Here is a 22154-nt window from a genome sequence, read left to right as displayed (position 1 = left end):
TCGTGTTTGTTATTAATCAGTTGTATTTGGGAATACTTATACATGATGCAGTTGTTAGCTTGCACAGTAACCGACATCTCGATTCAAAATCCCTGGTTATTCCTTTAAATCTATGAACAAGGTAGGACTGGCGCTGATGATGCTAATTTTACTAGGAAGCATCTTTGCGAGTAAAAATTTAATGGCGATCGCTGATGCCTCAAAGCAACTCGAAAACCGTAAATTAAACCAAACAACTTCCAATCCTCCTGTATTACTGGGGCTGTACACCCCAGATTACATCGGAAATAAAAGTACAATTGACAGCCAACTCCGCCAAGTCGATCAATTGGTTGGTAAGCGCCATTCTATTGCTGGATTTTTCTTTGATATTGAAGACTCGAATCCTGCCTACAATATCCCAGTTTCTTTAGAACAACTCAAGCAAAACGGATACACAGCCTTTATTAATCTCAAATCCACTCGTTCAGCAGCACAGATTGCTAGGGGAGACGTAGATAGTTCTCTGCAAAAAGTAGCAAAAGCATACTCTGACTGGGCAAAACAAGGCGAGGGTCGTTTTGCGTTTATCGCTCCGTTGCAAGAGATGAACATTCCCGGAGAAGCATATAGCAAAGATCCACAAAACTTCAAGTTAGCTTATCAACGTATCCAAAAGATATTTAAAGAAGCTGGTGTATCTTCACAGGCAATTCGTTGGGTATTTGCACCTAATGGTTGGAGTGAAAACAATGAACATCGCTTTGAAAACTACTATCCTGGGGACAAGTCGGTAGATGTCGTTGCCTTTAGTTCCTACAACTGGGGGTATTGTAGTAATTCTTCTTGGAAACACTGGAGTAGCCCAAAAGAAGTTTTTGAACCATATATCAAGCGGATGAAGGTTATGGCTGGCAGTAAGCCGATTTTCATCGCTCAAACAGCTAGTGCGAGTAATACGCAAAATAGTTTGCCCAACAGTGGCAAAGACCAATGGTTACGAGACTCTTACACTCAGCTAGCTGGGATGGGTGTAAAAGCCATTCTTTATTTCAATATTAATAAGGAATGTGATTGGGCAATTGATAGCAATAGCGGCAAATCTACTGGTTATAAAGACGCGGTAAATAATCCGGCTTTCGGCTATTTATCGCCTGCTGAGTTGGCAAAGAAAATATAAATGGCAATAAGCGGCATCAAAAGCATGATTTTGCAATCAGTTTTGTACGCAACGGCAAATCAACAACCCCTGCTTTGTCCAAGTCCGGCGACGTGGCAATGTTCTCTCACGCCATCTATGATTATTGCTGCCCCTAATAACTTTAATCCTGATGTCCAAACACTAACGCCACCAATCGTTCCAGAACCGATTGCTCCGATAGACACACCACTACCACTAAAACCAAAACCGACACCACCAAAACCAACCGCTACGCCAGAAAAACCTGCTACTCCAAGGCCCACAACTTCTTTCCCACGATTAACTCAAGAAGCGGATAAAATTGCTGCGGGGCGGGCTTGGAAATATTTTGAGCGTAACTGGAATCCTCAAACAGGTTTAGTAAATTCGGTAGATAACCTACCGTGGACAACTTGGTGGGATCAAGGTAGCGCCTTATTAGGAATTCATGCGGCTTACCAGTTAGGGTTATTGCCGCAAGATGTTTTCCAAAAGCGGATGAACACATTGCTACAGACGTTAGAAAAACTGTCGCTACCTGCAACTGGTTTGCCCAACAAAGCTTATAGCACTAGTACTGCCGAAATGCGCCGACTTAATGATACCCCCGATCCTAAGGGTACAAGTGGTTGGTCAGCTTTGGATATGGCGCGATTTTTATTAGCATTGCATGTTATGCGATCGCATTATCCAGAATATAGCGATCGTATCAATCGTATTGTTGCTCGTTGGCATACATCAAAACTTGTCAAAAATGGTTGGTTAAATGGTGCCATTCCCAGAGCAGGCAAACTTCTCGAAGTGCAAGAAGGGCGATTAGGCTACGAACAATACGCTGCTTACAGTTTAAAGCTGTGGAATATTCAAGCTTCCAATGCTCTTTCCAATCCACCAGTAAAAACCGTTGAAATAGATGGAATTAAACTGCAAATCGACGAGCGTAATTTCAAAAACTCTGGAGCTACTAACTACCTAACGAATGACCCTTATTTACTCTGGGGTTTAGAAATGGGTTGGAATGATGCTATTAAACCTCAAGTGCAAAACATTTTCAAAGTGCAGCAACAAAGATTTAAACACACTGGAATTTTAACTGCTGTAAATGAAGATTCCTTAGATCGCCCTCCTTACTTTTTGTATTACAGTGTCTACGCCAATGGTCAACCTTGGCAAGCCGTAAACACCACGGGAAAAACCTATCCCCAATTGCGGTTTATTAGTACAAAAGCTGCATTCTCTTGGTTTGCGCTCATGCCAGATGAGCCTTACACAAAAAAGCTGCGAGACTTTGCTCAAAATTTATCCGATAAAAATCGTGGCTATCTTTCAGGGCGATATGAAAACTCCCAACTAGGTGTTAATGCTTCAGTTGACGTTAATACGAATGGGAGTATTTTAGAAAGTCTGCTTTACCAAGCTAGAGGCAGACATCCACTAGTGCTTGACCCTTCGGAAATTAAAAATTAAAGTAATTAAATTTTTAATTTTTAATGTTCAATTTCTAATTCTTTTAATTACTTGTACTAACATGGCTTCAGTTTCTCTTGTTGATAATTCCTCAAACTTTTCCGGTAACAGTCGCTCATCACTCAAAAAAAGAACGCTGTTGTTTCGCTACCTGGCAGAAATAAATTTAATTTTTGGGATTTGGTATTTGCAATGGCGCGTTACCCATTCCATCAATTTTGATGCCCTCTGGATCTCAATTCCTTTGCTGATAGCAGAAATTTATAGCTATTTCGGTGGTGTAATGTTTGTAATTGGGTTGTGGCGTCCTTTGGTGCGACAGATTAAGTCTCTCGACCAGATGATCCCATCTATACCCAAATCGGACTGGCCAACAGTGGATGTGTTTGTCACCTGCTACAACGAGCCGCCGGAAATTGTAGAAGAAACTGCCAAAGCTGCTCTAGCAATAGATTATCCGCCAACCAAGTTATGCGTTTATGTACTCGATGACGGTAACTCGGCTGATATACGAGCTATGACAGAAAGATTGTGTATTGAGGATTTGCAGTCACCACAACTACAGCGAGAAGCGAATCGAATTGATGCAGAACACTCTAGCTTGTTGGAGCGTCTGAAGCAACTAGAAAATCTCACACCTAATACTCAAGCTGCTGAACAATGGCTGCAATCATCAGAATCAGTGGTTAATCAATTTGCTAGCGAATTTGTCCAAAGTCTACGACAGTTTATTCTTTGGTTACCTCCACAACATCAAAGTATAAGCGAACGCTTAACTACCGAACGAAAAGCCTTAGAAGCAGCTATTCGCAAAAAAGAACAAGAACTTGTGGAACTCTCCCGATTTCGCTACATTGCTCGTCCCAAGACGCCTGGTATAGCGCATCATGCGAAAGCAGGAAACATTAATTACGCAATTTTTTCTGGAGAAACGGCAGGAAATTTTATTGTTACTCTAGATGCCGACCACATTCCCAAGCCAAATTTTCTCAAGCGAGTTCTGCCTTATTTCTACACCTATAATCTTTCAACAGGAAAATACGACCAGAATCAAATTGCGTTTGTACAGACCCGCCAGGATTTTTACAATATTCCTCCAGGCGATCCTTTTGGACATCGAGCAAATTTATTTTATGGGCCACTTCAGCAAGGTAAAGATGGCATGAATTCTGCGTTCTATACGGGCACAAATGCGATATTGAGGCGTGAAGCATTAGTTAGTGTAGGACTGCAAAATTTTGCTGATGAATTTGCCAAAGATGAAAAACGTTTAGATGAATTTGATTTAGTTGGAGGGGTATCGAGTAATAGCATTACCGAAGATATGAATACAGCCATGCGTCTGCATAGTGCTGGCTGGAAATCTATTTATCACAACGAACTTTTGGCAGAAGGTTTAGCGCCAGATGACTTGAGTTCTACTCTTAAACAACGGCTACGCTGGGCACAAGGAACTATCCAAGTGCTAGTAAGAGAAAATCCCCTAACAAAATCAGGGCTAATGTTTTGGCAGAGGTTGCAATATTTCCAGACGATGTATAGTTATTTCTCTGGTTTTGCAACTCTGGTTTTTATTTCTTGTCCAATTATCTATTTTTTTACGGACATTGTTCCAGTTAAAACCTATGGGTCTGACTTTGCCATACACTTTTTCCCAGCTTTTATTATCAACCGTCTAACTTTTCTCGCTGCTACTTGGGGCATTCCAGCTAGAGAAGTTTGGCGTTCTGAACAATATGCGATCGCTTTATTCCCCTTATTAATCCAAGCCGTATGGAGTGTATTCACAAGGCAAAAACTCAATTTCCAAGTAACGCCTAAGCAACGTCAATCCGGGATTTATCTTCGGCTCGTTTGGCCACAGTTAGTTGTCTTTGTTCTCACTATTTTAGGAATATTTTGGAGTCTTTATCGCTTTGCAATTGGTCATCTAAATAATCCTTTAGTTCACTTACTAAATAGTGTCTGGGCTATCTATAACTTGTTACTTTTGTGGGCTATCATCCGCGCATCTGTTTGGCAACCTTCAAAAGAAGCCTAAGAGGTTAGTACCACAAGGTGGAAGTCACGCATTCAAATGTCAAAAGGCTTTAATTTTGGGTTTTATGACTGTAATGAAATGGTAACTTTATTTCCGCCGAGTTGTACTACTCAATAAAGCAGGAGAGGAAGAGGTAAATAATAAATAGAATAGCTCATAACTCCTGAGTTATAAATTCAATTTAGAAAGAAAATAGCTATGAACACTTATTCAGAGTTAAACAAATTTTGTCAACGAACTGTCTTAACAGTTTATGCTCATGCTGATGATGAAGTTCTACCTGCTGCTGGTACTCTCAGTCTGATGTCAAAGGCAGGATGGAATGTTCGTTGCTTAATTTTGACTGATGGTGGTCTTTCTAGTTCACCTATTAAGGGTACACGTCATCAAGAAGCAGATGCAGCCGGTAAAATTATCGGTGCAACTTACGATTTTCATGCACTTGAGGAGTGCAATTTCTCAACACAAGCAGTGATTAAAGTTACTGAAGAAGCTATTGGACGTTGGCAACCGGATCTGATTATTACTCATGCACCACAACCTGAAAAATATGGACATAGAGATCATGAAGTGTGTGCGATTGCAGTTTCTAATGTTGCTACTCGCAAAAACATATCTTTATGGTATTCAGCACCGCCTGTTTTTTTGCGTGGTTTTGAACCTAACTTTTTTGTGGATATCACCTCTGTAATTGAGGAAAAAGTTGCAGCTATAGGTTGTTACGAATCAGAGACAAATAAAGCATTTATGCAACTTGATGCCATACTAGTTTTATCTCGTTTTTGGGCACGAGAATTAGGTCAAAAAGATGGTTACTTTGAAGCTTTTGAAATTTCCAGGCAATGTGTAAATGGTAGTTTTTTTTCTGCAATAGCAAATAATAGCTACCAAGCAATTAAACACAGCTAATTACATAGAAAAAACAAAAACATTGTTTTTCTATTGCGGTTTGCTTAGGTCGATGCCAAAATATAAATACATATTCTCACAGCCAAATAATAGGAAGAAAACCATGAGTTTGAGTGTAACAGTGCTAGAATTGTCTGGAATTTTAGATGGAATTAGAGGTAATGAACTACGTCGTGAAATTAGCGGTATTCTAGCAAATGGAGTCGATATTTTGTTACTTGATATGAAAGAAGTTAAATTTATCGATAGTTCTGGCTTAGGTGCTTTAGTATCAGCAATGCAAATGGTGCGTAATGCTAATGGTAAACTTTTTGTTTGTTCTATCAACGATCAAGTCAGGATGTTGTTTGAATTGACTAAAATGGATAGAATTTTTCAAAGCTTTGCTGACCAAGAGGAATTCAACCGCCAAGTATTGGCAACGCAGTAATCAGATAGACAGTAACAAAATTTGAATATGCATATTTGACTATCCTAGCCAAAGTTAACTTTTACCAAAGATAAGTCATCATCAAGATTATCTTGAGCATTTAAGCTGAGAATATTTGCTAATAGTTGATTTAGGTTACAGGTATCTCTCAAACTATATTTTGTTAGTAAGTCAATGAAAGCATCAATACCCCAAATTTTGCCGCCTGACTGATTAATTTCATAAGCACCATCACTAAAGATGTATAAAGTGCTGTTTTCTTCAATATCAAAAATAGCATCCTCAAATTTGACATCAGGTAAAAAACCAATTGGTAAATCTAAAGAACTTAACTGTTTAACTTGGATGCTTGTTGTAGAGGTGTTAGATAACAATAAAGCTGGTGGATGTCCGGCGTTAGCATAAATGAGTTGACGTTTAAGGCGGTGATAAACTCCATACCAAATTGTGAAATATTTATCACCGTGCTTCGTCATTTGGAAGGCGTAATTGAGCGCTTTTAGGACTTCACTGGGTTGACAAAAGTTAGTGTTCGGTAGAGATTGCGATCGCAAAACATTCTGCACAGATACAGATAGGAGGGCTGAACCCACCCCATGACCTGATACATCTAACAAATAAATTGCCAAATTATCCTCGTCGATCCAATGATGGTCAAAGCAATCTCCCCCAAGCTGTGCTGAGGGAATAAACAGATTTTCTGTAGTTACTGCTCCTACAAGTGGTGAGGGTAAAAGCGATCGCACATAATCAGCAGCCTCAGCTAATTCTGCTTCCAAAATTTGCTTTTGAGTTTGTAAATCTTGATTTAGTGTCTCCAAAACTTCTTTTTTACTTTGTAAATCCTGATTTAACTGGTGTAATCTTAGCCCTGCTCTTACCCGTGCTTTCAATTCATTCATCTCTATTGGTTTAGAAACAAACTCGTCTGCTCCAGCATCAAGTCCCTTAACTCTATCTTCCTCCTCTCCTCGAGCTGCTCCCCTAGCAGTCAATAGAATAAAAAAAGTAGTTGCTAATTCTGGATCTGCCCTAATTCGACGACACACTTCTAACCCATCTAATTGAGACATCATCCAGTCACAGATAATCAGAGCAGGACGTAGTAATTGTGCTTGTGTAATTCCTTCTTCGCCATTTTTGGCTACACTGATATCATAACCCTGATTTTGGAGCGTTTTTTTCAGTACTGTTCGCACTATAGGGTCATCATCAATAACCAGAATTTTAAACATAAATTAAAGCTAAGTAGAATAAAAAGTGATAAATTGCTTTTATTAAATTTATATGAAATTTAGTTTTAAATGTATAGTGAAAATACTCAAATTAAATAAATTCATTACCGAATATGATTATCTCATGATATTTTCTTGGTTAAGAAGTGAAAAATAAAATTTATCTAAAAGTCAACACAGACCTGACAGCATCACCTCAAGTGTTGTCTTGGTTCGAGCAGATGAATCAACCAGCTATCCCCGATAAAACAATTTGGTGGCAATGTCAAACTCTGATGATGGAAGGCTTTACTAACATTGTGGAACATGCTCACAGAAATTTACCTATTGAAACTCCTATTGAAATAGAAGCTGTACGATTAGATGAATACATAGAAATTCGCATTTGGTCTCAAGGCGAACCCTTTGACTTAGAGCAGCAACTGCAACAAAGACCTGAATTTGAGGAGAATGAGCAAGAGCGCGGCCGTGGTTTAAAAATCATGTCTGCCATTGCCGACAAGTTGAGTTATGAGCCGACAGTAGATCATCGGTACTGTTTATTTATTAGTAAATATTATTAAAATTTAAGAATTAAGAGTCCTGCTTAAAAATTATTGGATGCGTTTAACAAACTCTTCTAACTCGAAAATTAAGTTAGTAGTACCTCGGCGCTCTTGATTGATCGCTAGTTGTTCTAATTTTTCTGCTGCCAGATACATAGTTGTAACTCCCATATTGGTACTAGCACCTTTAATTTGATGGGTTTCAAGCGCTAATTGATCGTAGTCGTGGGTTGCGCGATCGCTATTTTAATTCCCTCTAGACGAGGTTGAATATCTTCAACAAATATTTGTAGTAATTCCAATTCAAATTCTGAGTTGTTTTCTGAGAGTTGATGCAAGCGTTTCCAATCAATTGGCAGCTTAAATGAATCTACATCTGTTGTAGAAACTGTCTGTTCCAAAACATCTGTTTCTTTTTCCCTAAATATTGCACCTCCCCAACGCTCCAGGATTAGCGCGTCTCAAACCCTATTGACAGGGTGATTATGCCAGAGGGTCTGAGTTTGAGAGAGCCGCAGTCAACACTGAAAGCATATAGGGATCGTTCATAGCTGCTCGTCGTGATTTTTGGCGTTACTATCTTTACAGATTAAAAACTCTTGGATGCGTTTAACAAACTCTTCTAACTCTGAGATTAAGTTAGTAGTACCTCGGCGCTCTTGCTTTTTCGCTAGTTGTTCTAGTTTTTCTGCGGCTAGATGCATAGTTATAGCTCCAATATTGGCACTAGAACCTTTAATTTGATGGGTTCGGAACGCTAGTTGCTCAAAGTCATGATCAGCGAGCGCTATTTTAATTACCTCTAGATGAGGTTGAATATCTTCAACAAATAATTGTAGTAGTTCCAATTCAAATTCTAGGTTGTTTTCTGAGAGTTGATGCAAGCGTTTCCAATCAATTGGCAGCTCAAATGAATCTACATCTGTTGTAGAAACTGTCTGTTCCAAAGCATCTGTTTCTGCATCTGTTTCTTTAAATATCGCACCTCCCCAACGCTCTAGCGCCGCAGCCAATTTTTCTTTGATTACTGGCTTACTTAGATAGTCGTCCATTCCGGCATCTAGACACATTTGTTGATCTTCTTTCATGGCATTAGCTGTCATTGCAATTATTACAGGACGACGACCACTGACAAAGCTACTTTCTTGCCAACGATGAATTTCTTTTGTGGTTTCGAAACCGTCAAGAACTGGCATTTGACAATCCATCAGAATTAAATCGTAGGGAATTTTTTCTAATAACTGCAAAGCTTCTTTTCCATTGCCAGCGACATCAGCGCTATAACCCAGGCTTTGGAGTTGCTTCAAGGCAACTTTCTGATTTACCAGATTATCTTCAGCTAAAAGAATTCTAAGTTTGGAGGAGTTAGACACAGGAGAATAATAGTTGCTCTTGTTTTCGTGATTTTTGACTTTTAACTCCTGACTGCTGAATTCTGACTGCTGAATTCTGGCTGCTGAATTCTGACTGCTCAATTCTGACTCCTGTTGTTCGTCGATCTGCCCTCCTAAAATAGTCATGATGGTATCGAGGAGTCGGGACGGCTTAACAGGTTTGACCAAATAACCTGCAAATCCTATTTTTAGCGCCCGTTGGATTTCATCCCGTTGATTAGTAGAGGTAAGTATAATCAAAGGTAGACTAGCGAGCGCTGAATTTGCTTTAATTTGCTCTCCTAAAGTCATGCCATCTATTTCTGGCATCTGCATATCAATCACAGCAACGTCATATTGAATTTTCTGCTTGGCAGCCTCCTGAATAGCTTTGAGGGCACTAGCAGCCGAAGCAGCCTGATCTACAATCATCCCCCAACGAGTAGCTTGATGGTAGATGATTTTGCGATTAGTAGTATTATCATCGACTACTAACAAGCGCCGATTAGTCAGAAGTTCGCCTTCGCTTTCTGAGGAAATAGAGTGAATTTGCTTGGCAAAAGTTACTTCAAACCAAAACTTAGATCCTTTGCCCAACTGACTTTCTACGCCAATTTCTCCTCCCATTAAGCTCACCAGTTGCTTGCAGATGGCTAATCCCAAACCTGTACCGCCATATTTGCGGGTGGTGGAAGCATCTACTTGGGTAAATGGCGTAAAGAGTTTGCATTGGTCTTCAGAGGTAATACCAAGACCAGTATCTGTGATGGCAAAATGGATAGTGGCTGTGGTAGAGTTTTGCGATCGCAATTCTGCTCGTAGTACTACCTCTCCATTACTGGTGAACTTGATCGCATTGCTAATCAGGTTCATAAGAATTTGCCGCAGGCGGCCAGCATCGCCTTGCAGATGGGTGGGGACATTGGGATAAATTAACGCGGCAATTTCTAATCCCTTATTATGGGCTGGGGGAGCCAATAATTCTAACACCTCTTCTACACAGGTAGATAAGTCAAAATCTAGAGTTTCTAGAGCCATTTCCCCAGCCTCAAGTTTGGATAGATCCAAAATTTCGTTGATTAGGCTTAAGAGGGCGTCTCCACTAATGCGAATTGTTTCAAGAAAATCGCGTTGCTCTGAGTTTAAAGGAGTTTCTAACATTAAGCCTGTCATGCCCAACACAGCATTCATGGGAGTTCGGATTTCATGGCTCATGTTCGCCAAAAAGGCACTTTTGGTTTTAGAAGCTAATTCAGCTTGATGACGGGCAATTTCGAGTTCTCGTCGCTGTTGAGTTTCTGCGTTTAACATTTGGGCTTGGGCTAAGGCAATACCTACTTGATCGCCTATCTGTCGTAAAAGATGAATTTCAAAGCTAGACCATTGGCGGTAACTGCCGCATTGATGGACAATCAGCAAACCGCAGAGTTCTTCTTTGACCAGAATGGGTATGACCAAATGGGACTTTACCCCAAATTGTTGCAGTAATTCCATCTGGCTTTTTTGGACTTCAGTTATATCCAAGTCAGCAAGCCCCAGATTCCGTTTTTGACGATACTGCTGTAGATAGTACTGCTGCGTATATTCCGCTTGAAAGTAAGTATCGACTAGCTCTTTGTCTTTGATTGCCAGCCAGCCAGAAACTACTGCCTCAACGATAGTGGCTCCACATCCATCTGCCAAAGGTTGATAAATCAAAACTCGATCGCTATGGAGGATTTTTTGTACCTCCGTAACAGTGATTTGGAGAATTTCTTTGATTTGCAGAGACTGACGAATTTTGAGGGTGATTTCAGTAAATAGTTGCGATCGCAAGTTTTGGCGTTGAAGTTCTTCTTCTGCCTGTTTGCGCTCAATAAACTGCCCTACTTGCTCACCAATAGAATTCATAACTATTGCCAAATCTGGGTTAGGTTGCTGGATTTCATGGCTAAAGCAGGTAATGACACCAATAATTTTTTTACCACTACGGATCGGAAAACCGAAAGCTCCGTGCAGTTCTGCTTGGGCAGCAATTTGAGAGCGGACGAAATACTCTTCTTCAACGACATCAGCGATCCAAACAGGTTCAACACTAGTCCAAACACGACCAGGCAGCCCAATTCCTGGTGCAAACGTAATCTGCCGACTCAAGATGTCAAATTCTTGCATCTTGTAGGAGATTTTATACCATGAATTTAGCAATGACAGTAGATTTGCTTGCTGATCTACTATCCAAAATTCACTTAAATTCCATCCTAAACTTTCGCAGATTCCTTGCAAAATTTGGGGCATGGCTTCGTTGATTGTAGTTGACTCTGCTAAAACGCGTGTTGTAGCATACTCTGCTTTCAAATGTTGTTCAGTACGTTTACGTAAACGAAGTTCCTCGTAGGCATCACTGATATCGATACCTGTGCTAACAATGAATTCAATGTCGCCCCCATAGTCTTGCAAGGTAGTGTTAGCCCAAGCAATCAGCCGCCGACTGCCATCCTTAGTTACCCAATAGTTTTCGTATTTGTAAGGGGTTGCACCAGCTCGCAATTCGTTAAAAACTGCTTTAACTGGCTCTATCTCTTCAGGAAGTAAAAATAGGTTCCAGAAATGCCTTCCTTTTACCTCATCAAATGAGTAACCAGTTGTTTGTTCACAAGCTTGATTAAAGCGAACGATTTGCCCTTGTGTGTCAAGAACTATTACCAAAGCGCTGGCTGTATCAAGGACTGCTGAGATAAAGTTGCGTTCTGTGTTTAGTGTGTCCTCTGTCAATTTACGCTCTTTTACCTCACGAGAAATTAAGTAGTAGACTATAGCCAGAATCAGAAACCCGAGAAAAATACCGAAGGCAAGTGTCAAAAGCATGTTTTTAGCACTGGTTTTTGCAGCTTGTAACTGCTGTTGAAGCAACCTTTTATCCTCATTCTCTATCTCATGGATGATCTTGCGGATATCATCCATGAGATGTTTTCCCTGATTTGTTTGGATTAGCTGCAATGCCGCCTCGAATCCCTGATTTTGACGCAGGTATATAGTCTGCTTGAGTATGGCAAATTTTGCAGCTATCAGAGATTCAAGGGTTGCAAACTGCTTTTGTTGGCTAGGTTTATCTGTAATTAAATCCTTCAGTTGTGCAATTTTTGGATCGATGTTTGTAACTACTGCTTGATAAGGTTCCAGATAACTTTCTTGTCCAGTGAGGATATAACCGCGTTGTCCAGTCTCAGCATCCTTCATCTCGGACAGTAATTCTTCTAGTTTATTAATTTTCTCTTGGGTTGTTTGTACCTGATTGTTAGTATTAATTAATATATGTGTGTTTTGATAAGAAATCACCCCAATCAAAACTAAAATTGCTGATGCTAACCCAAACCCCCCAGCTACTCTTTTAAAAAATTGTTTGTGTACCTTCTGTGCCTGTTTGCGTGTATCGCTCACCAATACTAAACTTGCTAAAGTGCGCCGCATTTCTAGTTGCTTGATTACCTGGCGACCTAAAATTTGTAATGCTTCAACTTGTTCTGAAGAGAGGTTTCTTGGTACACGGTCAATTACGCAGAGTGTTCCTAGCGCATATCCTTCAGGGTTAGTCAGTGGTACACCAGCATAAAACCGAACATTAGGGTCAGAGGTAACTAGCGGGTTTGTAGCAAACCTTTCGTCTTCTGTGGCATCAGGTACAACAAAAACCTCAGGCTGCATAATAGCATGGGCGCAGAATGCCACATTTCTGGGTGTTTGTAACGCATCCAGACCAACTTTTGATTTGAACCACTGGCGATCGCTATCAACTAAACTGATTAAGGCAATGGGAGTTCCACAAATATATGAGGCTAAATGGGTAAGGTCGTCAAAGGCAGCTTCCGAAGGAGTATCGAGGATTTTATACTCCAAAAGAGATTCGATTCGCTGTATTTCATTATCAGGTAATAGTGCTTTCATTCTTAAGTCTTATACGATTTTAGATTTTGGATTTTAGATTATTTATAGGGTTTAGCTCCTGCCTCCTAAAATTTGACCCGCAACTGCCCTGTCAAGGAATTACCATCATAGGCACTTCCCCCTGTTTCTTGATTTCGGATATTGCTAAAGCTATAGCCAAGGTCTGTCTCTATATTTGGTGAAAGCTTTACTGTACAGCGCGTTTGATAGGTATAGGCGTTGTCAAATTGTCCTTGAAGTCGCTGCTGTCCTAAGTTGGCAGCGAGGCGACAGCGTAAGAAATTAGAAATATCTCCTTCCCAAGCCACCTCAGCGTTGTAAACTAGGAAATCTGATGGAGAAAAATAGCCACTTGTGCGTTCTAAGTTGCGATCAAAACTCCAATTGAATAAGTTAGCTGCCAGAGAAAACTGTCCAAACTTGCGCTCTAGCCTACTAAATGACTGCACCTCAGCATTACCATCGTTATAACTGCCCAAACGTAATGATGAAAACAAGCTGGTGTTACGGTCAATCTGCCAATATAAATCAGGCCCAAATCGCCAAGCAGTAATTTGATTGTCTAAAGTTCGGGCATTAGATTTATAAGGCCCTTGTTCTAAATTACCTGATAACACTACTGCCGATAGCAATTGACCGGATGACGAAACTCGTGGCCGTGAAATGGGAACCTCTACCTTAGCATTGAGATTAATAGCTGTAGGTAAACGATTGAACACATCGACTCCAACTGCTGTTTGCAGAGTCGTTTGCCCAATTTTTCCCTGCCATCCAACTTGCAAAGGAAAATTAGTAACTGATTCAACACCACGTTGCTCAAAGAAGTTAAAACCTGTCTTGATAAATATGTTATTGCCATTATTCAATCGAAACTGAATCCTTGGTTCAAAGAATAAATTGGTTTGGCCAAAGTTATCTGTGTCATAGCGATAGTCCGTATAAATACTCTCCAAAACTGCATGCGGCTTTCTTGGTTCAGTGGAAGTTGTTGGTGGGTTAGAATTCTGCGTTGGTTCAGTGGAAGTTGTTGGTGGGTTAGAATTCTGCGGTGGTTCGGGTAGCGCTGGCGGTAATTGCAAATCAGGATTGAAGTTTTCGGGTGCCGCCATCAAAATAGGTGTTGGCTTTAATCGATAGGGGGGCATTTTTAGTGTACTTTCCTCCTGCTGCCTGAATGTGGCTCGCTCGGTCAATTCTGAAGGTAATTTCCAAGTCTGATGTGCTTGGGCAGCTTGTAACTTAGCTTCTGATAATGTCCAAATACCTACGCTACAGATTACTCCCGATTGGATCTGTAGGCATCCTAAAATCAACTCAGTGTACAAACTATATCGAGAAACAAAGAAATAACGTCTAAAATTATCTGCCATAGGTCGGTACATGGTTGTAAATGATAAAACATTGCTGCCAAAGATTTTTAAGGCTGCTAGCTGATGTATTTGACTTGGGATTATGATGCCCACAAAATATGCTTGTTAAGACATGACAAAGAAAAAAGTGGCGTTGCTGAATTGAAGTAAGTATGAATGTGGATGTAGAGACGTAGCACTGCTACATCTCTACAAAGATTTTGGTATTTATGCAAAATCATTTTCATACATGGAATCAGCAACGCCAAAAAAGCCGTTACTGAAGGCAACGATGAACGGGGGCATCCCAAATATCTAAAAATATAATTTGTCATTGCGTTCGCCCTTGGTGTTCGCGCAGGGTACATAATGTAGTGAAGTAAAGCAATCGCAACATCCGTACTTTGGCGATTGCTACCCTGCGGGTTCTCCAAACAGGGCAAACGCATCTAAATTACTCTTGATCGAAACGAAGGTTAATAACCAACGAAAAAATAAGGATTTCGCGTTTGATTATTTTTTAAGCCCCAAAGCGATCACTTAAAATTTTCGCAATAAGCAAAAGTTAATGACATCATTTTTAAATCTATTGAAAATAGGGCTTGCTTATTGACATGGTGCGGCCGCCCTGGTTCTCCAAAGGAGTACACTGTAATATAAAACAATCTTTTTTCAGATAATTTATGTTTTTATTTCTGAATAATTACCACTAGTACGCCACGGCGGAAATAGAGCAACCATTTAAAATCCCTAAAAAGCTGATTCCATAATACTTTTAACTTTTGACTTCCGCCTTGCGGTACTAGCGATCGCTACATTAATAATGTTGCACCGAAAGCCAATAAACAAGTTACAAAAATTTATCCAAAAACAGAGTTATTTACATATAGGGGTTTTCCTAGCAACTCTGTTGAGCATCATATTGTTCAGTTGGATAGCACTCTCACAGCAACCAGTTACCCTAAATCTGTTAATGACTGCCCCTGATGCCGAACCTTGGAGGCAGGGTTTGATTAGAGACTTCGAGGCTGAGAACCCAGGTATTCGCATAAACCTGGTTGAAGGGCCAAATGCCACAAATTTGCTCGAAGACTTGTATACCTCATCTTTTATCTTAGGTGAATCCCCTTATGACCTAATCAATATGGATGTTATCTGGACATCCAAGTTTGCTGCTGCTGGATGGTTGCTACCTTTAGGCGATCGCATTTCTAAACAGGATCTAGGAGCATTTTCATCGCAGGATGTAGAAGGGGGACGTTATCAAGACAAGCTGTACCGCATTCCAGTGCGTTCCGACGTGGGAATGCTCTACTACCGGGAAGATTTAATTAAACAAGCAGGATTGAAACCGCCAGAAACCTTTGATGATTTGATCCGAATTTCCCAAGTCTTGCAGAAGAAAAACCAGGTGAAGTGGGGCTATGTTTGGCAGGGTCGGCAATATGAAGGACTTGTGGCGATGTTTGCAGAAGTTCTTGATGGCTTTGGTGGTTTCTGGGTTAATCCCGACACCCTCGAAGTTGGACTAGATCGACCAGAAACATTACAAGCCATTGAGTTTCTGCGTAGTACTATCAGGGAAGACATTTCTCCTCCTGGAGTCACGACTTACCAAGAAGAAGACACCCGGCGCTTGTTTCAAAGTGGTCAAGTAGCATTTTTACGCAGTTGGCCTTATGCGTGGCCTTTAGCCCAGGCAGAAAATTCGCCAATCCGGGGCAAAATAGCGATTAAACCGATGGTTCATGCTCCTGGTAAGACGGGAGCGGCTTGTTTAGGGGGCTGGGGTTTAGGGATTGCTAAATCTTCTCAACATCCTGAAGAAGCTTGGAAAGCAATTCAGTATTTTACCAGTCGGGAAGCACAGCGCCGATTTATTTTCAGTGCAGGCTATGTGCCAAGTCGCCGGGATTTATTTACAGACCCAGAGATTGTTGCTAAATACCCTCACTATCCGCAGTTATTGGAGGTCGTGGGCAATGCAGTTTTACGTCCACCGATCGCCCAATATGCTCAGACATCAGATATTTTGCAGCGTTATCTTAGCGCCGCCTTATCTGGTCGGATGAATTCTGAACAAGCAATGCAAGCTGCTGCTGCGGAGACGCGGCGATTGCTGGGAGCAGGCGGCAGAGGGAGTTAGAAGTTAAAGCATTGGCTTAAAGACTTGTTCATCCACCTCGGATACTCATTCAGCCATCTCAAAGACTCATTAACGGAGTTCAAAGACTCATTAACAGGGTTCAAAATCCCCAATGCCCAATTCTCAATGCCTTATGACCAATGACCAATGACCAATGACCAATGACCAATGACCAATGACAAATGACAAATTTAAATACACTCAGAAGTCGAGAACAACAGACAGCATGGATCTTACTAGCACCCGCATTGCTGCTGTTGTTGTTTGTATTTGCCTACCCGATTTTACGAGCATTTTGGTTAAGCATATTTACTAGAAATCTGGGAACAGAGCTACAACCTGTATTCTCTGGTTGGGATAATTATGTGCGGATGGCGGGGGATGGTCGTTTTTGGCAGAGTTTGTGGGCGACAACGGTGTTCACGACAGCATCAGTAATCTCAGAACTACTGCTAGGACTGGGGGTTGCGCTAGTTCTCAACCAGGCGTTTTTTGGACGGGGCATAGTGCGTACAACCGCGATTATACCTTGGGCTTTGCCTACCTCTTTGATTGGTCTGGCGTGGGCTTGGATTTTTAACGACCAGTTTGGGGTTGTAAACGATATTCTACGGCGATTGGGGCTGATTGAGACTGGGATTAATTGGTTAGGAGATCCAACGCTGGCGATGATAGCAGTGGTTTTTGCTGATGTTTGGAAAACTACGCCGTTTATTAGCATTTTGTTGCTAGCTGGGTTGCAATCGATATCACAAGACCTTTATGAAGCTTACTCGGTCGATGGGGCAACTGCTTGGCAAAGCTTCCGCAATATTACCCTGCCACTGCTGCTGCCACAAATCTTAATTGCAGTGCTATTTCGGTTTGCTCAAGCTTTTGGGATTTTCGACTTGATTGCTGTGATGACCGGGGGTGGCCCTGGTGGCGCTACAGAAGTGGTGTCATTGTATATTTATTCTACGGTGATGCGCTACTTAGATTTTGGTTATGGAGCAGCCCTTGTAGTAGTGACATTTTTAATATTGATTGCTGCGGTAGCGATCGCTAGTTTCTTACTTAACAAATACCGTGCCAAAACATCAGGAGCCATTTAACCCATGAGTGTAACTCCACAAACAGTTCCAACGACTCCAAAACCAACAGGGGGAACCAAGTTTTCTTTTAAAAAAATCTTGCTGCCCATAATAGTTGTATTAATAGTGCTATTTAGCCTAGCGCCAGCTTTATGGCAATTACTGACCTCGTTTAAAGTGAATGAAGATATTGCCGCCGTTCCTACTGTTTATTTTCCCACACGATTTACTTTCAATCACTACATTGAGTTATTCACTCGTCGTCCATTTTGGCGTTACATCTTCAACAGTGCTTTTGTATCGATTACTTCTACAGCTGTATCTTTAGCGATCGGCGCACCTGCGGCTTATGCCCTCGCACGGTTACGCCCTTGGGGTGAACGATTTATCCTCGCTGGCGTTCTAATTGTTACCTTATTTCCGGGAATTTTATTGTTCTTAGGACTGTTAGAAATTATCCAAGCCCTTAAATTGGGCAACAATTATCTGGCGCTGATTATACCCTACACTGCCATCAATTTACCGCTAACAATTTTGGTGCTGAGAAGCTTTTTTCAACAATTGCCAAAAGATTTGGAAGATTCTGCTAGGGTTGATGGCTATAACACCTTTCAGTTACTATGGCAAATCGTACTGCCGATGACCCTTCCCGCCTTGGTGACTACAGGAATCCTCACCTTTATTTTTGCTTGGAACGAGTTTATTTTCGCTCTGACGTTTATGACTCGTGAAGAGTTGAAGACAATTCCCGTTGCTGCTGCTCAGTTGGGTGGTGCGACAATATATGAAATTCCCTACGGTCCGATCGCTGCTGCAACTGTTGTGGGGACGTTACCCCTGATTTTACTAGTCTTGTTTTTCCAGCGCCGAATTGTCCAAGGTCTTACTGCTGGTGCTGTCAAAGGATAAAAATCAAAATGGCTAAACTCGAACTCAAAAATTTAAACAAAACCTATAATCCTAAAGTCGTTCCTGTCAAAGACGTTAGTTTAACTGTAGATAACCATGAGTTTCTTACTTTACTTGGCCCTTCTGGCTGTGGCAAATCTACCGTCCTAAGAATGATTGCGGGTCTTGAAGAACCTACTCGCGGTCAAATCAAGATTGGGGAAGTGGATGTTACCTATAAACGAGCAAGCGATCGCAACATAGCAATGGTATTTCAAAGCTATGCACTCTATCCTCACATGACGGTGTACGAAAACCTCGCTTCTGGACTCAAGCTGAAAAAAGTACCACCTACAGAAATTAAACAGCGAGTGGCAGAAGTGGCAGAAGTTTTAGGATTAGCAGAGTTAATGAACCGCAAGCCTGGTCAAATGTCTGGAGGTCAACGCCAGAGGGTTGCTGTTGGTCGTGCTTTGGTGCGTAATGCCGATGTATATCTGCTAGATGAACCTTTAAGTAACCTGGATGCACTACTGCGAGAAAGAGTCCGAGCCGATATCAAGCAAATTTTTGCAGCACAAAAAGTGCCAGTTGTCTACGTCACCCACGACCAAACCGAAGCAATGACGCTCTCCACGAAAGTTGCATTGCTCAACGATGGCTATGTTCAGCAACTTGACCCGCCTGATCGCATCTATAACCATCCAGCGAATCTATTTGTGGCTGGATTTGTTGGTAGCCCACAAATGAATTTGCTAACTTTACCTTGTAGGGGACAATATGCGATCGCAGGTAACTTCCAAGTACTTCTTCCAGATATACCAACAGTACCACCGCAGATTGTTTTAGGAATCCGCCCAGAAGATGTCCGCATTGCTCAACCAGGTGATACCCAGACTATCCAAGGGAAAGTGTTTTTAGTCGAAAACTTGGGTATGCACTATTTGGTTAGTGTCAAGATTGAGGATTCACAAACCGGAGCGATTACGGTACGTGCTTTGTTGCCAACAGACCAAAATTGGAGTGGTGAAGATATTACACTAGCATTGCCCCCTGAGGATATTCACTGGTTTGATGTTCAATCTGGCCATGCTCTTGTTAAAAGACAAATGAATTAAATTCCGTCATTAACTAAATGACTAAATTTACATGGTTGCGATCGTCCCCTAATCCTCTTAAAATTTAACTTCTTGATTTTATTTTTAAATTTTATATTATAAGCGATCGCTACTAGACATCTGGTGAAATTAAATATGCGTTACCCAGAATCCTTGTAGAGACGTAGCAGTGCTACGTCTCTACATTAGACATCTCCGAAAACGTTCAAAGCCTTTATGTGGCTAGGCTATAGTCCGTAAATGCAATCATCCTAAATTAGCTAGTCTGTACGGAAAAATAAGGCTTTGAGATATTTACTGTTGATAATTAGGCAAAAACATCTAGTTATATGCGTTAATTTTAACCTAATGACATAGCAGATATTTCTAATGATAATCCCACATTCCGCACTTCAAAAGTAGCATGAAGTAATACAGAGTTATTCTTGGATATACCTGAGTAAAAATACTTAGGGGTTGCTGAAAAAGTATGAAAAAGCAATCTTAAGGGTTGACTAGTTATTCAAGCAAAATTAAAGATAAGCTTTTATTGTTTATAACTAACAAAATCATAATTTTCAGTTATATGAAACTGCAAAAAAGGTGCAGTTTTCAAAAAGAGACATAAAAAAGCATAAAACACCCGCGACAGGTGAGTAGAAAGATTCATCACTAGAAAAGTAATTGCAGTTTCAGAAGTGTGGGAAAGTTTCGCCATCACTCGATTGAGGCTAAACCTTCTTTTAGCTTGCCCAAATTTTCCTTCAATACAATTACGAATTCTCTCGGATTCTAAATCTTGTTTCTTTTTTTCTTTACTAACATTGGCTGGTGGTCTTCCTCTGGGAAGACCACTCATGATAATACCTCTTCCTTTGTACCAAGCTCTATTTTCTTTTGTGCGATAAATTTTATCTACATGAACCGATTCTGGATAATAGCCAGTATAATTTTTATATGCTTCTACTTGTGATTTTAAGTCTCCTGATTCATTAAAATTATCCCAACTAATATGGTCTAAAAATACATACCCATCAAAATAACTAGCTGATAATTTTGCCCCAAATTCCACGGCTTTCCCAGCTTTTCCACGGATAATTGGGCGGATATGTGGTTGGCTTAAACTAACGATTCGGTCATCAATACTCTGTTTTTTACTTTCATACAACCATAATTGTTGACGATAAACTTCTACAACTACAAGCAACATTTTATATTGTCTAGTACTTAGTTTTTCTAGAGTTGCTCCTGATCTGATTAGCTGGTCAATATGAGATAAGTTTCTTTTGATATATTGAAGCTGCTTTTTAATCGCTTTTTTCCTATCTTTTTGGGATACACGACGTTTTTTAGCGACTTCTAAGTAGTTTTTCCTCGCTATTTCCCGATAAGTCCTTGGTTTTTTCTCTAATGTACCTTTTATCTGTTCATAAAGAAGGTCTATTATTCGTTCTGTCTGTTTTCTTGCTTGATTTAATAGCTCGAAATCTGTTGGATAGCTGATGTCTGCTGGCGCACAAGTCGCATCTAATATTAATTTTCCCCGATTTTTCGGCGTGTTATCTTCTTTTTCTAAATATAGCTGTTTTTTTTGAGTTGATTCAATTGATTCAGTTGCTAAAGTCGAAGATGTTGTCTCTAGCATTCTCTTAACAGTTTCTTGATTTACTTTGTTTACTAAGTCTGCACTAATTTTTTCACGAAAATGGACTAGCATAGATGCATCAAATGGAGCTTCGTTAATATAAGATAAAATCCCTATGAAATACTATGTAGATAAGGGTTTTCTTTAATTTGTTCTACTGTTTCTCTGTCGCTTATTCCTAGTTTTTCTTTGATTATTAATGCGCCTAATGCCACCCGAAATGATTTTGCTGGCGCTCCCATCTCTGCCGAAAAAAATGAAGAATATTCCTCTTCAAATTCCGCCCACGGTATTAAATAAGCCATAATTACCCAACGGTTATCTTCTGATAATTTTCCTTCAAACGGAAGTTCAAAGTTTTCTGGTGGGATTGTAGTTTGCTCCTGCTTTAGATACATGGTTACTAATGACACACTTTGGTGCTGCTAGTCACGGTGATGCAAGGATTTTGGGTTATTTTACCCTCAACTCTTGCACCTGAATATCTTTCTTTGGTCTGATAATCTAGAGACTGCAACCTTTTCTTTTTTTTCAGCAACCCCTACTTAGAACTCTGATAGGACATGAGGCTGGGGTTAAAAGTATAGCTTTTAGCCCTGACGGCTACACTCTCGCGTCTGGTAGCGCAGATAATAAGGTTATCCTATGGGATATCAACCATTTAAATATGGATGCACTTCTAGATAATGTGATGGCAACTGCTTGCAATTCGGCTAAAGATTATCTCCATAATAGCCAACAGGTAGAAGAGAGCGATGGGAGCATCCCATTTTTGCAAAGACATTAGACATCTCCAAAATAGTAACGTTCTGTGGTAAAAGAACATCAGAGAGCTTTTTTGACATAGAAATATGAGCAACATACTGAAACACATTG

General features: G+C 40.6%; 18 protein-coding genes. 11 read left to right on the top strand and 7 right to left on the bottom strand.

What is annotated here, in order from left to right; translation table 11 throughout:
- The first annotated feature begins 112 nt into the window (after nt 1-112).
- The 5 genes from V7K25_RS00820 to V7K25_RS00800 all read left to right on the top strand — a co-directional run bounded on the left by V7K25_RS00820 (nt 113) and on the right by V7K25_RS00800 (nt 6006).
- Nucleotides 113-1159 (top strand): hypothetical protein, encoded by a 1047-nt coding sequence (locus V7K25_RS00820; protein ID WP_335154219.1) that lies wholly within the window; start codon nt 113-115, stop codon nt 1157-1159.
- Nucleotides 1160-2626, top strand: a complete 1467-nt coding sequence (locus tag V7K25_RS00815; RefSeq protein WP_335154218.1) for a DUF3131 domain-containing protein — start codon at nt 1160-1162, stop codon at nt 2624-2626.
- A 61-nt stretch (nt 2627-2687) separates the two neighbouring features.
- Nucleotides 2688-4667 carry a glycosyltransferase gene (locus tag V7K25_RS00810; protein WP_335154216.1) on the top strand — a complete coding sequence of 660 codons (1980 nt, stop codon included), beginning with the start codon at nt 2688-2690 and terminating at the stop codon, nt 4665-4667.
- A 198-nt stretch (nt 4668-4865) separates the two neighbouring features.
- Entirely contained in the window at nt 4866-5576 is a 711-nt protein-coding gene (locus tag V7K25_RS00805; protein ID WP_335154214.1) for a PIG-L deacetylase family protein, read from the top strand.
- Between the two features lie 103 nt (nt 5577-5679).
- Nucleotides 5680-6006 carry an STAS domain-containing protein gene (locus V7K25_RS00800; RefSeq protein WP_335154212.1) on the top strand — a complete coding sequence of 109 codons (327 nt, stop codon included), beginning with the start codon at nt 5680-5682 and terminating at the stop codon, nt 6004-6006.
- Between the two features lie 44 nt (nt 6007-6050).
- Here V7K25_RS00800 and V7K25_RS00795 read toward each other — a convergent pair whose 3' ends face one another.
- Nucleotides 6051-7241 (bottom strand): SpoIIE family protein phosphatase, encoded by a 1191-nt coding sequence (locus tag V7K25_RS00795; RefSeq protein ID WP_335154210.1) that lies wholly within the window; start codon nt 7239-7241, stop codon nt 6051-6053.
- 146 nt (nt 7242-7387) lie between these two features.
- Here V7K25_RS00795 and V7K25_RS00790 point away from each other — a divergent pair, with 146 nt between their 5' ends.
- Nucleotides 7388-7804, top strand: coding sequence for an ATP-binding protein (locus V7K25_RS00790; protein WP_335154208.1), 417 nt, complete (start codon nt 7388-7390; stop codon nt 7802-7804).
- A gap of 30 nt (nt 7805-7834) precedes the next feature.
- Here V7K25_RS00790 and V7K25_RS00785 read toward each other — a convergent pair whose 3' ends face one another.
- The 5 genes from V7K25_RS00785 to V7K25_RS00765 form a co-directional block, all read right to left on the bottom strand.
- Nucleotides 7835-7957: a hypothetical protein gene (locus V7K25_RS00785; protein WP_335154206.1), complete on the bottom strand. Its 123-nt coding sequence runs from the start codon at nt 7955-7957 to the stop codon at nt 7835-7837.
- A 38-nt stretch (nt 7958-7995) separates the two neighbouring features.
- Nucleotides 7996-8187: a hypothetical protein gene (locus V7K25_RS00780; protein WP_335154204.1), complete on the bottom strand. Its 192-nt coding sequence runs from the start codon at nt 8185-8187 to the stop codon at nt 7996-7998.
- Between the two features lie 144 nt (nt 8188-8331).
- On the bottom strand, nt 8332-13080 hold the full coding sequence (locus V7K25_RS00775) for a response regulator (protein ID WP_335154202.1): 4749 nt from the start codon (nt 13078-13080) through the stop codon (nt 8332-8334).
- 65 nt (nt 13081-13145) lie between these two features.
- Nucleotides 13146-14462, bottom strand: coding sequence for a hypothetical protein (locus V7K25_RS00770; protein WP_335154200.1), 1317 nt, complete (start codon nt 14460-14462; stop codon nt 13146-13148).
- A gap of 68 nt (nt 14463-14530) precedes the next feature.
- On the bottom strand, nt 14531-14764 hold the full coding sequence (locus tag V7K25_RS00765) for a hypothetical protein (protein WP_335154198.1): 234 nt from the start codon (nt 14762-14764) through the stop codon (nt 14531-14533).
- A gap of 488 nt (nt 14765-15252) precedes the next feature.
- On the opposite strand from V7K25_RS00765, the gene V7K25_RS00760 reads away from it, so the two are divergent.
- From V7K25_RS00760 to V7K25_RS00745, 4 genes are all read left to right on the top strand, one after another.
- Nucleotides 15253-16575, top strand: coding sequence for an ABC transporter substrate-binding protein (locus V7K25_RS00760; RefSeq protein ID WP_335154196.1), 1323 nt, complete (start codon nt 15253-15255; stop codon nt 16573-16575).
- Nucleotides 16576-16757: 182 nt separating this feature from the next.
- Nucleotides 16758-17669: a carbohydrate ABC transporter permease gene (locus V7K25_RS00755; protein ID WP_335154194.1), complete on the top strand. Its 912-nt coding sequence runs from the start codon at nt 16758-16760 to the stop codon at nt 17667-17669.
- A 3-nt stretch (nt 17670-17672) separates the two neighbouring features.
- Nucleotides 17673-18557 (top strand): carbohydrate ABC transporter permease, encoded by an 885-nt coding sequence (locus tag V7K25_RS00750; RefSeq protein ID WP_335154192.1) that lies wholly within the window; start codon nt 17673-17675, stop codon nt 18555-18557.
- 8 nt (nt 18558-18565) lie between these two features.
- Entirely contained in the window at nt 18566-19654 is a 1089-nt protein-coding gene (locus V7K25_RS00745) for an ABC transporter ATP-binding protein (RefSeq protein WP_335154190.1), read from the top strand.
- 526 nt (nt 19655-20180) lie between these two features.
- Here V7K25_RS00745 and V7K25_RS00740 read toward each other — a convergent pair.
- Nucleotides 20181-21676, bottom strand: a protein-coding gene (locus V7K25_RS00740; protein WP_335154263.1) for an IS5 family transposase whose coding sequence is annotated in 2 segments (ribosomal slippage) — nt 20181-21401 and nt 21404-21676 — 1494 coding nt in all. Because the reading frame shifts where the segments join, the coding sequence is not laid out codon by codon here.
- Nucleotides 21677-21789: 113 nt separating this feature from the next.
- Here V7K25_RS00740 and V7K25_RS31525 point away from each other — a divergent pair.
- Complete coding sequence (locus V7K25_RS31525) at nt 21790-22065, top strand: WD40 repeat domain-containing protein (RefSeq protein WP_442948045.1); 276 nt, start codon at nt 21790-21792, stop codon at nt 22063-22065.
- The last annotated feature ends 89 nt before the right edge of the window (nt 22066-22154 follow it).

Origin of the sequence: Nostoc sp., assembly GCF_036919495.1 — a bacterium.
In the GTDB taxonomy this organism is placed as follows: domain Bacteria; phylum Cyanobacteriota; class Cyanobacteriia; order Cyanobacteriales; family Nostocaceae; genus Nostoc.
This window is presented reverse-complemented; position numbering and strand designations above follow the sequence as displayed.